Raw genomic sequence first — 13,823 nt, forward strand, 5'->3', positions numbered from 1 at the left:
GTTATGGCATATCAGAATCTAATATCAGAAATAAAAGAAAACATCCTATACGTTACCATCAACAGGGAAAAGGCTTTAAATGCATTGAATAAAGATACTTTGGATGAATTAGCCGAGGTGATAAAATTTGCGGCAGAAACTGATGAGGTAAGAGGGGTAATCTTAACTGGCTCTGGCGAAAAAGCTTTCGTTGCCGGAGCAGATATTAAAGAGTTTTCAGATTATAGCGGTAAACAAGGTGAGGAGTTGGCACGAAAAGGTCAGCAAAATGTTTTTAATGCGATTGAAAATTCTTCAAAACCGTTTATCGCAGCCATTAATGGTTTTGCTTTAGGCGGCGGATTGGAACTGGCAATGGCTTGCCATATGCGTGTTGCAGCTGATACAGCCAAACTAGGCTTACCAGAAGTTACTTTAGGATTGATTCCTGGTTACGGGGGCACGCAGCGTTTAACGCAATTGGTTGGTAAAGGCAAAGCTATTGAATTAATTACCTCAGCCAACCTAATCAACGCTGTTGATGCGGAAAAAATTGGGCTTGTTAATTATGCTGTGCCTTTGTCTGATCTCATTAGCAAATCGACTGAGATTTTGAACCTGATAAAACAACGTGCGCCACTGGCCATTGCTGCGGCAATTAAATCAGTAAATGCATCCATTACCAGTAGTAATGGTTACGATGTTGAAATTGAGGAGTTTGGAAAATGTTTTGAAACTTCTGATTTTAAAGAAGGCGTATCAGCTTTTATAGAAAAGCGGAAAGCTAATTTTATCGGAAAGTAGTTAAATTGTATGATTAATTCGATAGCGAACTAAAATAAGTGTAGAAAATATTTCCCAAATCAATTTATTTTGAGTAATTATGTACTACTATTCTACGCTCCCTAAATAGATTCTTTCTTCCGATTATAGAGCTTTAGATAGTGTAAAACGGATGATGCTCATGAAAAAAAAGATTCTGATTGTTGATGATGAAGTAAACATTGGTTTATTATTATCTAAGTTTCTTACAAGGAATGGTTTTGAGGTGGCAAACGCCATTACCGGTGCTTCCGCGTTGGATATAATGACGAATGAAGCGTTTGATTTGGTTTTATGCGATTACCGCCTGGATGACACCGATGGTAGAGAAATTTTAATTAAAATAAAAGAGAATTATCCCACAACTGGTGTAATTATCATTACCGGTTACTCAGATATCAAATTAGCGGTCGAGCTGATTAAATTAGGTGCCTACGATTATATTACAAAACCACTATATCCTGATGAGATTTTAAATACCATTAATAAAGCTCTTGAGACACAAAGAGCCCTCAACGAAAACAAAGCTAGACCGGGAAAGAAACATGAAACAGAATCTGATTATGTAAATTATACCGAGTACATTGATGGTCAAAGCGAGGTTTCGGCCACTTTGCTTAAACAAATTCAGTTAATAGCGCCAACTTCTTATAGCATTATTTTAACCGGTAAAAGCGGTACAGGGAAAGAGTGTGTAGCCAAAACTATCCATTTAAATAGTTTGAGAAGAGATAAGCCCTTTGTAGCGATGGATTGCGGTTCGTTAACTAAAGAACTTGCCGGAAGTGAATTTTTTGGCCATGAGAAAGGCTCATTTACCGGTGCACTCTACACTAAAATTGGGCACTTTGAACAGGCAAATGGAGGTACGTTATTTTTAGATGAGATAGGTAACTTATCTTACGAAATTCAAGCCACCTTGCTGAGAACAGTACAGGAAAGAAAAGTTAAACGTATTGGCAGTACTAAAGAAATTGATTTAGATGTCCGCATTATTGTGGCTACAAACGAAAATTTGGTCGATAATATTGGTAAGGGAACATTTAGAGAGGATTTATTCCATCGCTTTAATGAATTTTCTATCCATCTCCCTTCCTTAAAAAAACGAGGAAATGATATCTTAATCTTTGCCGATAAGTTTTTAGCAGTGGCAAATCAAGAACTCAATAAAAACATCAAGGGTTTTAGTGAAGGCGTTAAAAATTGTTTCCTCAATTACAGCTGGCCAGGAAATGTAAGGGAACTGAAAAATGTAATCCGCAGGGTTTCATTGTTAACCGATGGAAATGAAATTCAGGTTGACGTATTGCCATTAGAGCTTTCAAACTACGCCAAGGATTTCGATCGCGAACAGGTTTTGAAACAAATAAAATCAAAGCATAGCGATAAGCCTAAAGACTTGAAAAATGCTGCGCAAGAAGCAGAGTATGACACGATTCTTGGCGTGTTAAAAGAAACAAATTTCAATAAAACAAAAGCAGCCCAAATCTTAAACATCGATAGAAAAACACTATACAATAAAATCAAGGCGATAAAGATTGAAGATCAGGAATAATCTTTATAGGCTAAAACAAAACCTAACTTTTTGCTATTAAGAGAATACCAAACATCACTTTATGTCGGTATTTTCATTTAAGCAACGCAATAACATCAACCTCGTTATTATTATAGCGCTCGGGCTTTTAATTGCGTATTCTTTACAAGCAATTTTTAGTGCAATTCTCAGTACTTTGGTGCTATACACCATCATGCGGCCAGCTTATATTCACCTCGCTGAAGTGAAACGATGGAATAAAAGGTTAGTAGCTATTTTTCTAATCGTGATCAGTATTTTGCTGATTGTGCTACCATTTTATACATTAAGCAGCATGGTAATCAGTAAAATATCTGAGCTTAAAAACAACGAAATATTTTTCAAAAATATATTGGTTAAACTTCAGCATTTAGTTCCTTTTAATATCAATCAAGATGTGATTCAAGATGGATTAAATCGGCTGGGTAACTGGGCAACAGAGTTATTTCCTTCCTTAATTTCTAGTGCTGTAAATATTATACTAAGCCTTTTGGTGATGTACTTTTTACTATACTTCATGCTCATCGAGCGCAAAACCTTTGAACGTTCTTTAATTAAATACGCACCTCTTAGAGAACAGAATGCACTTCGCTTTGGCGATGAAATGAGAAATACAACTTATGCAAACGTATTGGGGCAGGGTTTAATTTGCCTGGTACAGGGTTCACTGGTGAGCTTATCGTTTTACATTTTAGGTTATAAAGACCCGGTATTCTGGGGGGTAATTACCACTTTTATATCTTTCGTTCCTATTCTGGGGCCGCCTGTGGTTTTTGTGCCAGCGGCTATCCTGCAAATTGCGAACGGAAATAACTTTGCCGGGTGGGCGATGCTAATTTTCGGCTTTGTTGTTATCATTAACATCGATAATGTACTTCGATTCATCATTGCAAAAAAAGTTGGCAACATTCACCCCATAATCACAGTAATTGGCGTAATTATTGGTATCCCATTATTTGGAATTTTAGGACTCGTTTTTGGTCCGCTATTATTATCTTATTTTATTTTGCTTGTTAAGATTTACGAAACCAGTACGCTCGCATCAGAAAGATTGGAAAGAATTAAAACAAATAATGAGCTTAATGAGTTATAATTTATAGCTTAACAATAATGTAATATAGTATTTCTTATATTGTGAATGTTAAACCCTTAAAATAATTAATTATGAATGATAACTCAAAAGTAGTAGTTGCTCTTTTAGCAGGATTAGCTGCTGGTGCCGCTTTAGGTATCTTATTTGCACCAGATAAAGGTGACGAAACCCGTGACAAATTAAGCCAATCGTTAAAAGATCTTGGAGATTCTATTAAAGATAAGGCTGCGGATGAGATTAATAACTTATCAAGTTTAAAGGATAAAGTTGTTAGTTCAATTAAAACGAAATTAAGAAGCGTTGAAGACGAGTACAGTGACGACGTTGAACACGCATAAAAATAATAACTAATTGGGCGCTTCGGGCGCCCATTTAAATTCCATCTAAAACTATGCAAGAAAATAAAGAAAAAAGTATTGAAGACCTTGTTGAAGACGCCAAAGGCTTTTTGGAAGCAAGAGTTGAATATACAAGACTTTACCTTGTAGAAAAGGTATCAAAAATATTTGCCGATTTAGTTACCAATACTGCTGTAATTGTATGTTTTATATTGGCATTTTTATTTGGTAGTGTAACTCTGGCTCTTTTCTTATCAGATGTTTTGGGAAGCTATACACGAGGATTTGGTTGTGTATCGGGGATATACCTTTTGTTGGCGGTTATTGTTTATTTAACTAAAGACAAATACATTGAAAAAGCTATTATTAACGTAGCCATTACAAAATATTTCGACAAACTTGCAGATAAGGAGGAAGAAGATGAGAAAGTATAACATCAGAACTTTAGCAGATTTGCAAGCAGCAAAGTTGGAGTTAAAAGTGGAGTATACACTTAAACAAAATATGCTCAAAACCGATGGCAAAATCTTTTTAAAACAGTTTACATTCGGTGCACTCATTAAGAAGTTTGCAACACCAAGCAATTTTTTTAAGGCTGATGAAAAATTGAACATCAGTGGCACAGCAATGTCGCTCCTGCTGCCAATGTTTATGAACAAAACCATTTTCCGAAGTGCTGGCTTTTTAACTAAAGCCGCTGTAGGTTTGGTATCTGGAAAAGTAGGAAAATCATTAGATGCTGAGCACTTATCAGCGATCTTTAACTCTGTTAAAGGTTGGTTTGGAAAAAAGAAGGAACAGAAATCAAAGAAATTCATAGATTATGGCATACCGCCAGATAGTGAAACTTATTAATATTGAGCCTCATATTGAAAATATGAGGCTTTATTTTTTTAAAAAATTCATACTTTTAGGTGTAGCGTAATGATGCTATCAACCGTTACCAATGAAACAAAACTGATGAAAAAATTACTACTCTTGCTCGCCATCTGCTTAACACTTTCTTGCAAAAAGGATTTGGATAAGAAACTTTCCAGTAAAAATTGGCGTGTTGAATCGGTTACGGTAAGCCCTGCCATGACATCTGGAAACAAAACCAGCACAGACTATTTGGAGCTTATGGGGCCTCAAAGTTGTGCTGCCACTACTACACTAACATTTTCTGACAAAGGCATATTTACATCAGGTTCAAATGGTGCGTTATGCGATTTATTTTACGATCCGAATAGTAAACCAGTAACGTGGACCAGGGAAGGCGAGCAAATTACTATTTCCTCTTCACCACAATCGCCATTCACATTAAAGGGCAATAAATTAACCCGAACTACAACTACCACATCAGCCGCTGGCACCGTTTATACTTTTGATTATGTCTACAAAGCCCAATAATTTAAAGGTTTTAATGGTATGCTTGGGGAATATTTGCCGATCTCCTTTGGCTGAGGGCATTATGAAACACCTTGCAAAGCAACAAGGTTTAAATTGGGAAATTGCATCGGCAGGAACTGGCGATTGGCATATTGGAAAAGCGCCAGATAAAAGAAGTGTGGCTGCTGCTAAAGTTTTGGGTTATGATATAAGCCAGCAAAGGGCGCAACAGTTTAACCACAATATGTTTAGCCAATATGATTTGATCTTGGTTATGGATCGCAATAATTTAACTGATGTAAAGCGTTTAGCCCGAACAGATGATGAGCGGCAAAAGGTTAAACTTTTCTTAGCAGAGGATGAGGTAACAGATCCGTATTGGGATAACGACCTTTTCGGCCCGGTTTGTAATCAAGTTGAAGAAAGATGTAAAGAAATTATCAAACAACTTTCTTAATTTTACAACTGAAACGAACCTAACCAAACCCATTTCTATGAAGAAGATTATTCCTTTTTTTGTATTAGTTGCCTTAATATTTCTAACTCAAAGTTTCGCCATCGATAAAAAGACAGCAAGGGTTTTAGTTTTCTCAAAAACAAAAGGCTTTAGGCACAACTCCATAAGTGATGGGAAAACTGCAATTGCAAAACTTGGCAATCAGCACCATTTTTTAGTTGATACCACCGAAAATGCAGCACAGTTTACTGAAAATAATCTTAAAAAATACGCGGCTGTAATTTTCTTAAATACCACTGGCGATGTTTTGGATGATCAGCAACAGGTAGCATTTGAGCATTATATTCAGGCTGGCGGCGGCTATGTAGGAATCCATGCTGCAACAGATACAGAATACGATTGGCCTTGGTATGGCAAGTTGGCTGGAGCTTACTTTATTAGTCACCCGGCGGTTCAGGAAGCTAGGTTTATCGTTAAAGACCGTAAACATCCAGCAACCCGTTTTCTTCAGGATTCAGTTTGGATGCACAAGGACGAACTGTACAACTTTAAAGACATCAATCCGGATATCAAGGTATTGTTAACCATTGATGAAAATTCATATAATGGCGGTAAAAACGGAAAGTTTCATCCATTTAGTTGGTACCATGAATACGATGGAGGTAAATCTTTTTATACTTCGATGGGGCATACCAAAGAAACCTGGACAGATGATATGTTTTTAAAACATCTATACGGTGGAATTTTATATGCCATGGGTAGAAAACCCTAATAGATTAATAAATACAGCCACACATTCGAAATTGATTAAACTTATATTACGAATCTGCGGCTTGATTATTTTTTGATAGTAAAACCTTAATAAAACAACTGCGATAATACATTTGTTGCTGATGGTGCTGCAGGTTTTAGTGCAGTAAATTTGGATAACTGTGCTACCGTCAAAATCGTTCCTAAATTAGATTTTAAGCCAGAAACCAGCTTGCCAATTTTTGTTTGCGCTGCAGTAGGGTTGGTTTTTTGCGTAGCTAAAACTGTTGCTTTCTGCACTAAAAAATCTTTAACAATTGAGGTAACTGTTGGCTTTTGTGCAGGCGTTAAGCTTAACGCTGGAGTAAGTTTTCCTAATATCCCAGATGTTAAACTGTTTACATCCAAACCAGAAGCCGCGGCAGCCGAACCAACTTTACTCAATATACTTTGTGCATTGGATGCAACATTCAGGCTCAACATCAGCGTAGCCAAAATCAGTAATTTCTTCATTTATAATATTATGTTTAGTGTAAAGCGAAGATATACTTTTTACACCTTCAAAGAATATTATTATTGGGTCGGGCATCTTTTTCGTTAACTAGATAGATGTATTTGAGCATACAAAAAGCGGCTACTGCTCCAAAGCTATGCCATAGAAAATGAGTACCGATTTGCAATATTTCCCATTTATCGGCTATCCGAAATGTAAGTGCAAAAATAAATGCCAATAAAGCAAAACCCACCCATTTTCCGTTTCTCCAGCCTGTCTTTAACAAATAGCCGAAAACTGGAAACAATACTAAGGCAGCCATAAAGGCATAATTAATATTGATAAAAATCTGGAAATCGCCATCAGCAAATAATTTCCGTACATAAAACTGGAAAAAAGCATATAGCAATATGATAAGTACAGCGAAATACCATTTAGTTAGTTTGGCTAAAAAATATACGCCAGCAGAAAGGCAGAGCAGCATTATCGGCATCCAATCCATCATGATAAAAATTGGCCACCGCCTAAAAGAATGATAAGTGGTGCCTCCAATTCCTCCGATGTAAAGCAAAACTAAAGCAAGACTAAGAAAAGTATTTTGTTTGAATTTACCCCAAACTTTGAAAGTCCAAAATATAGCGATGCATAAAAAGAAACAGCTTGTAAGAGCATTAAGTGGTTCGGGAAATAAGTTGTTCAAATTGGTTTCCGTATAGATGGTGCCGCCATCAGGGGGATTTTGAAAAATAGCCATCATCGTCTTTTAGTTTGATATGCAATTTGCAGTTATAAAAACAAATACTTCTATGTTTTGTGATTAGTGCTTCAGTAAAAAAAATGAGACTAAGCCTTAATCATTTGGAACTTCAGGACAGTTTTAATGCTGTTTTTTGAAAAATGACAAACTTTTTTCTTTTGACTCATGTTGAAATAGTAACATCAAATCAATAAGAACATGAAAACTACAACAGCAACCGCAGAGGTATTGAACGACCTCATTGAAATTAATAACGACCGTATTGAAGGCTATGAAAAAGCCCGTACAGAACTGAAAGATAGCGATGCAGATTTAAAATCATTATTTTTAAGTATGATTGAGGAAAGCCAGAAATATAAAATGGCTTTGGCAACAGAAGTAGCTGCATTTGGTGAAGACATTGAAACAGGAACAACTAATTCTGGAAAAATTTATAGAGCGTGGATGGATGTTAAAGCCTTATTTACAGGTCACGATCGCCAAACAGTGTTAAACAACTGTGAGTTTGGAGAAGATGCCGCTCAAAATGCGTATAAAATGGCCTTGGAAGAAGAAGACCTTCCGGCAAATATCAGAGAATTGATTTCGGATCAAAAAGCAGCTTTAAGAGTTTCACATGATGAGATCAAAAGATTACGCGATTCTCAAGCGTAAGTTAGCTTTAGTCAAATGAGAAAAACCACCTGATATTTATCAGGTGGTTTTGTTTTTTATATCTGGTTATGCTTCCAATTCCCTATCTAAATGTTCGGTAACCCGTTGAATGGTATTATCAATCGTGTTACTTAAAATGGTCAAGTACGAACCTTTCTTTGCATTATCAATCGCTATTTGTAAACACTCTGTGCTCTTGTTATTGATGATAATCTCTTTATTTGGATCAACTTCTTGAATTCCTTTTACTAACAAATCAATCAATTCCTGCTGCTGCCTTCCTCGTAAATATTTCTCCTGACAGATGTAAATTTTATCAAACATTTGCGCTGAGATACGAGCTGTTTCGATGATGTCCTCATCTCTTCTGTCGCCAGTTCCAGAAATAATACCAACATGCTCTGTTGATTCTACACTTTGTAAATAAGCCTTCACGCCGTTAAATCCATCAGGATTGTGGGCAAAATCTACCAAAACTTTAAAGTCTTTGAATCTGAAAACATTCATTCTTCCAGGGGTATGTGCAGCCGAAGGAATGAAGGTTTCTAACGATAAACGAATATCTTCTGGTTTGTAGCCCCATAAGTAAGCGGCAAGTGTTGCTGCCAAAACATTTTGGATCATAAAGTTAACAGATCCGCCAAATGTTAAAGGAATATGCGTTGCTTTATCAACCCTTAGTTTCCAATCACCCGTTTTAATGGTGATGAATCCGTTTTCGTAAATAGCCGCAATTCCACCTTTTTTGCAATGATCTTTAATAACAGGATTGTTTTCATCCATGCTAAAGTAAGCCACATTACAACGGGCATCTCTGGCAATTTTTACACAATAACCATTATCAGCATTTAAAACTGCCCAACCTTTTCGGCGAACGGCTCCGATAACCACCGCTTTTACACGGGTTAAATCATCCAGGTTATGAATATCGGAAATACCTAAATGATCTTCCTGAATATTAGTAACAACCCCAATGTCGCAAGCATTAAACCCTAATCCTGCTCTCAAGATACCGCCACGGGCAGTTTCTAAAACAGCAAATTCAACAGTCGGGTCTTTTAAAATAAATTCTGCACTCACTGGCCCTGTTGTGTCACCTTTCATCAACATCGTGTTGTGAACATAAACTCCGTCGCTTGTGGTAAAACCAACCCGCTTACCGTTACTTCTAATAATGTGAGCGATTAAACGAGTGGTAGTTGTTTTTCCGTTAGTGCCGGTTACAGCAATAATCGGAATTTGTGATAATCTGCCCTGAGGATAAAGCATATCAACCACTGAAGCAGCTACATTTCGCGGCAATCCTTCACTTGGAGCCAGGTGCATCCGGAAGCCCGGTGCCGCGTTTACTTCCAATACAACCCCACCATTTTCCGTAAGTGGTTGCGTCAGGTTTTGCGCCATGATATCAATTCCACAAATATCCAAACCAATCACCCTCGAAATTCTTTCGCAAATGAAAATATTTTGAGGATGAACAATATCGGTTACATCAATAGATGTTCCACCTGTGCTTAAGTTTGCTGTCGATTTTAAGTAAACAACCTCGCCTTTTTCTGGAATGGTTTCCAGTGTGTATTCTTTTTTAGCAAGTAAATCTAGCGTGTCACGATCTACAGAAATTTCTGTTAATACGTTTTCATGGCCATAACCACGACGAGGATCTTCATTTTCCTTATCAATTAATTCTTGAATGGTATGAATACCGTTGCCTTTTACATGGGCAGGATCGCGTTGTGCTGCGGCAACTACTTTATGGTCAATTACCAAAACACGAAAATCATAGCCGGTGATGAATTTCTCAATAATTACGCGGCGAGAATAAGTTTTGGCATACTCGAAAGCTGCTTTAGCGGCCTCCATTGTTTTTACATTTATGGTTGCGCCTTTGCCATGATTTCCATCGAGCGGTTTAAAAACCAAAGGAAAGCCAACCTTATTTACTGAAGCTTCCAGGTCATCAGGGTTAGCAATTGTAACGCCTGATGCCACCGGAATGGCTGCCTCGGTTAATAAACGTTTAGTTTCTTCTTTATTACTGGCAATATCCACAGCAATGCTGCTGGTTTTTTCGGTCATGGTAGCTCTAAAACGAACCTGATTTTTACCGTAACCCAACTGCACCAGCGAACTTTTATTTAAACGGATCCATGGAATATTTCTGCTTACCGCCTCCTGAACAATTGAGCCAGTACTTGGCCCTAAAGCTTCGAGCTCACGGATTTCTTTCATCCTTCTGATGTCGTGCTCCAGATCATACTCTTCATTGTTAATTAGCGCTTCGGCAATTCTAACTGCCGCTTCTGCTGCATAAACGCCGACTTTCTCTTCCAGATAACTGAATACGACATTGTAAATTCCTTCAGTTTTAGTTTGACGGGTACGGCCAAATCCTGTTTCCATACCGGCAATGGTTTGAATTTCCAAAGCAATATGTTCAATAACATGGCCCATCCAGGTACCCTCTTTTACTCTGGAGAAAAAGCCACCTTCCACACCTTTAGAGCATCGGTGTGTAAACATACTCGGCAATAGTTTTTCAATACGCTCGCTGAAACCTTCAATTGTATTAGTTGGCCGTTGTTCCAGCTCCTCTAAATCCAGGCGCATTTGGATAAGTTTTTTCCTGCTGATGGACCAGATATTTGGCCCTCTTAATACTTGTATGTTCGATATCTTCATGTAATATTTTGTCGTTTTTTTAGTTAGCCAAGCGTTGGGATGGCCTTTTTAAATCAATTTTAAGGAGTAAAATTGATGATTGTAAATTATACATTTATTTTGGAAATTGACAGCACAAATAGCTAAATCAAAATAAAACGCTATTTGTTTTATTTCAACGAAAAGAATAGCCAATTTTCTTAAGATTTATTTCAACGAATGTTAACAATTGAGTAATTATTGACAAAAAAAGTCGTGTTTTTTATCTTAAGCTGATATATTTGGGCTTTTTGATACATTACTAATACACAAAGAATGGTTCCAAAAGGCAAACTTATCATCATTGGTGGAGCAATAAACACGGGCAGCTTTGCAGAAACGCAATTCGGCTTACCAGAAAACATGAATTTTTTTGAGCGTGGGATTTTAAAAAGAATCACTACTGAGTCAGTTAAAGATATTGAATCACGCTTCGAAATTATTACTACTGCTTCTTTAATGCCTGAAAAAGTTGGCGAAGAATATATCAAAGCTTATGCGCAATTAGATGTGCATAACGTTGGTGTTCTAAATATTACCAATCGTGAGGAAGCAAACTCCGATGAAAATTATGCAAGAATTGCTGCTGCTGAGGTTATTATTTTTACTGGTGGCGATCAATTAAGGCTTTCATCAATATTCGGAGGAACAAAAATTCATCAAATTCTCTTAGAGAAATATAAAAACGAAGCAGTTGTAATTGCAGGTACATCTGCAGGAGCGGCAGCAAGTTCAAAAAACATGATTTACCAGGGAAGTAGTAAGGATGCGCTATTAAAAGGTGAAGTTAAAATTACGGGCGGCTTAGGTTTTATTGATGATGTAATTGTCGATACGCATTTTGTTCAACGCGGAAGAATTGGACGTTTATTGTACGCTGCAGCCAGTAATCCGGGTATTTTAGGCATAGGTTTGGGCGAAGATACCGGTCTTTTTATTTCGGATGGTCATGTAATGGAAGCTATCGGATCTGGGATGGTAATTTTGGTAGACGGCCGACAAATGGCCGATACCAATTTAACAGATGTAGAAATGGGGCAACCTGTATCAATAAAAAATATGGTTGTACATGTAATGTGTGATGGTGATGTTTACGACTTAACCGACCATAGTCTGGTGATTCATCATCCAAAAGTGATCCCGGTAGCTTAAATAAGTATTCAGTTGAGCGTTATCAGTCTTGATGCTGAATAAAAAAATCTTGATACTAATAAAATGAAACTAATTATACATGGTGGCTTTTTTAGTGAGTCATCAACCAATCAAGAAACAAAGAAAGCAAAGCAAGACGCCTTAGCAGAAATTGTTACGCTTGGTTATCAATATTTAAAAACCCATACCGCTTTAGAAACTGCTGTTTATACTGTTGCATTATTGGAAGATAATGAACTGTTTAATGCTGGCATTGGTTCGCAGATCCAAAGCGATGGAAAGGTGAGGTTGAGTGCATCTTTAATGGATGGCAAAACTGAAAAGTTTAGTGGCGTGATCAATGTGGAAGATGTAAAAAATCCGATTTACATTGCTAAAGATCTCTTGAGTTATGATGACCGTGTTTTGAGTGGAAGTGGTGCCCAAAACTTTGCCCGGAAAAACGGTCATGAGTTTTTCAGTCCAATTACCAAACAACGCCAAGCAGAATACGAAGAGAAGCTAAATCAACAAAATAACTTAGGCACGGTGGGCTGTGTAGCGCTCGATGATGATGGCAATCTTGCTGTCGCTACTTCAACTGGTGGCAAAGGCTTTGAAATTCCTTGCCGGGTAAGCGATTCGGCTACAGTAGCAGGGAATTACGCCAATCAATATGCGGGTATTTCTTGCACTGGAGTGGGTGAGGATATTGTAAGCAATGCAACCGCTTCAAAAATTGTTACCCGGGTAACGGATGGCTTTAGCTTAAAAGAAGCCTGTGACAAAACTTTTCTGGAACTGAAAGTATATGATGGGTTCGCTGGGGTAATCGGCATCACATCTTCAGGGGAAATTTACCATTGCGATTCACATCCTTATATGGTTTGGGCATCTTTCGACGTTAATTTACAGGTATTTAGCTAATATTGAATATAAAGTATTATTTTTGTTGCATGTCCAAATATTTATTCGCTTTATTTAGCCTGTTCGCGTCATTTCAACTACAAGCTCAAAATATCGATAAGGCTGATATGCAGGAACCAAATGGAGGAAGTGCAATCACTATTGCAGTATCTAAGTTCGATTTGGAAGATGGAAATTCTTTTTATGATGACGCTGAAGATTTAGAAAAAAAAGGTGATTTTAATGAAGCGTTAACACTATTTGGTAAAGCTGCTTTCGAATATAATGCCGTTAAAAACTTTTCCAAATATGGTCAGGCCATCATCAAGATGAGCAATATGCACTACCAGTTGGGTCGTTTCGGCGATGCTGAACAGATTCTTTTAAATGTTGCGCTCAAAAATTATTCTAAAATGGGTAGCAGAAGCGGTTTAATGAATACCTATCAGCTTTTAGGGAAAGTTTATCTTGCCAACAGTAAATACACACAATCGATGTGGTTTTATACCCAGCAAGGTATTTTAGCCAAGCAACTTAAAAGCAATAATTCTTACATCGAATCGGTTTTAGGAATTGTGCAGGTTAAAATAAAGAAAAAGGATTTTACCCTCGCCTTAAGAGATCTAAAAACCGCCGAATGGTTAGCTAGCTCAATCAAAACCAATCAATATAAAGTTCAGATTAGTGATGCCCGCGAGATTATCGCAAATAAAACGGCCCAAAAGAAATCGTAGTTTCCTTAAAACTGGTTTGCATACACCTTGTACTTGGGTTACAAGGTAGTTCAATTGTAAATTTCTAT

At 37.3% G+C, this 13,823-nt stretch carries 16 protein-coding genes; 13 read left to right on the forward strand and 3 right to left on the reverse strand.

The window, feature by feature from the left end; translation table 11 throughout:
* The first annotated feature begins 3 nt into the window (after positions 1-3).
* The 9 genes from ACZZZC_RS03605 (at position 4) to ACZZZC_RS03645 (ending at position 6,402) form a co-directional block, all read left to right on the forward strand.
* Entirely contained in the window at positions 4-783 is a 780-nt protein-coding gene (locus ACZZZC_RS03605; protein WP_463486621.1) for an enoyl-CoA hydratase/isomerase family protein, read from the forward strand.
* Between the two features lie 160 nt (positions 784-943).
* A complete protein-coding gene (locus ACZZZC_RS03610) occupies positions 944-2,356 on the forward strand; it encodes a sigma-54-dependent transcriptional regulator (RefSeq protein WP_463484880.1) in 1,413 nt (470 codons plus the stop codon).
* A gap of 61 nt (positions 2,357-2,417) precedes the next feature.
* Positions 2,418-3,467: an AI-2E family transporter gene (locus tag ACZZZC_RS03615; RefSeq protein WP_463484881.1), complete on the forward strand. Its 1,050-nt coding sequence runs from the start codon at positions 2,418-2,420 to the stop codon at positions 3,465-3,467.
* A 71-nt stretch (positions 3,468-3,538) separates the two neighbouring features.
* Positions 3,539-3,805 carry a YtxH domain-containing protein gene (locus tag ACZZZC_RS03620; protein WP_056848231.1) on the forward strand — a complete coding sequence of 89 codons (267 nt, stop codon included), beginning with the start codon at positions 3,539-3,541 and terminating at the stop codon, positions 3,803-3,805.
* A 53-nt stretch (positions 3,806-3,858) separates the two neighbouring features.
* The gene (locus ACZZZC_RS03625) at positions 3,859-4,239 is read left to right on the forward strand and encodes a phage holin family protein (RefSeq protein ID WP_056848232.1); all 381 of its coding nucleotides are present in this window, start codon (positions 3,859-3,861) and stop codon (positions 4,237-4,239) included.
* On the forward strand, positions 4,226-4,660 hold the full coding sequence (locus tag ACZZZC_RS03630) for a hypothetical protein (RefSeq protein WP_463484882.1): 435 nt from the start codon (positions 4,226-4,228) through the stop codon (positions 4,658-4,660). Before ACZZZC_RS03625 ends, ACZZZC_RS03630 begins: the two co-directional genes overlap by 14 nt.
* A gap of 105 nt (positions 4,661-4,765) precedes the next feature.
* Positions 4,766-5,194: a hypothetical protein gene (locus ACZZZC_RS03635; protein WP_463484883.1), complete on the forward strand. Its 429-nt coding sequence runs from the start codon at positions 4,766-4,768 to the stop codon at positions 5,192-5,194.
* Positions 5,175-5,630: a low molecular weight protein-tyrosine-phosphatase gene (locus ACZZZC_RS03640; protein WP_463486622.1), complete on the forward strand. Its 456-nt coding sequence runs from the start codon at positions 5,175-5,177 to the stop codon at positions 5,628-5,630. The genes ACZZZC_RS03635 and ACZZZC_RS03640 overlap by 20 nt, the downstream gene beginning before the upstream one ends.
* Positions 5,631-5,667: 37 nt before the next feature.
* Positions 5,668-6,402 (forward strand): ThuA domain-containing protein, encoded by a 735-nt coding sequence (locus tag ACZZZC_RS03645; protein WP_463484884.1) that lies wholly within the window; start codon positions 5,668-5,670, stop codon positions 6,400-6,402.
* Between the two features lie 86 nt (positions 6,403-6,488).
* Here ACZZZC_RS03645 and ACZZZC_RS03650 read toward each other — a convergent pair whose 3' ends face one another.
* Together ACZZZC_RS03650 and ACZZZC_RS03655 are read right to left on the reverse strand one after the other, a co-directional pair.
* Positions 6,489-6,893, reverse strand: a complete 405-nt coding sequence (locus ACZZZC_RS03650) for a hypothetical protein (RefSeq protein WP_463484885.1) — start codon at positions 6,891-6,893, stop codon at positions 6,489-6,491.
* A gap of 47 nt (positions 6,894-6,940) precedes the next feature.
* Complete coding sequence (locus ACZZZC_RS03655) at positions 6,941-7,630, reverse strand: hypothetical protein (protein WP_463484886.1); 690 nt, start codon at positions 7,628-7,630, stop codon at positions 6,941-6,943.
* Positions 7,631-7,828: 198 nt separating this feature from the next.
* On the opposite strand from ACZZZC_RS03655, the gene ACZZZC_RS03660 reads away from it, so the two are divergent.
* Entirely contained in the window at positions 7,829-8,284 is a 456-nt protein-coding gene (locus ACZZZC_RS03660) for a PA2169 family four-helix-bundle protein (RefSeq protein WP_056848236.1), read from the forward strand.
* Between the two features lie 66 nt (positions 8,285-8,350).
* Here ACZZZC_RS03660 and cphA read toward each other — a convergent pair whose 3' ends face one another.
* A complete protein-coding gene (gene cphA, locus ACZZZC_RS03665; protein WP_463486623.1) occupies positions 8,351-10,966 on the reverse strand; it encodes a cyanophycin synthetase in 2,616 nt (871 codons plus the stop codon).
* Between the two features lie 294 nt (positions 10,967-11,260).
* On the opposite strand from cphA, the gene ACZZZC_RS03670 reads away from it, so the two are divergent.
* From ACZZZC_RS03670 to ACZZZC_RS03680, 3 genes are all read left to right on the forward strand, one after another.
* The gene (locus ACZZZC_RS03670) at positions 11,261-12,136 is read left to right on the forward strand and encodes a cyanophycinase (protein WP_056848238.1); all 876 of its coding nucleotides are present in this window, start codon (positions 11,261-11,263) and stop codon (positions 12,134-12,136) included.
* A gap of 63 nt (positions 12,137-12,199) precedes the next feature.
* A complete protein-coding gene (locus ACZZZC_RS03675) occupies positions 12,200-13,042 on the forward strand; it encodes an isoaspartyl peptidase/L-asparaginase (protein WP_463484888.1) in 843 nt (280 codons plus the stop codon).
* A 29-nt stretch (positions 13,043-13,071) separates the two neighbouring features.
* Positions 13,072-13,755, forward strand: a complete 684-nt coding sequence (locus tag ACZZZC_RS03680) for a hypothetical protein (protein ID WP_463484889.1) — start codon at positions 13,072-13,074, stop codon at positions 13,753-13,755.
* The last annotated feature ends 68 nt before the right edge of the window (positions 13,756-13,823 follow it).

It is taken from the genome of Pedobacter sp. AC212, assembly GCF_979258625.1.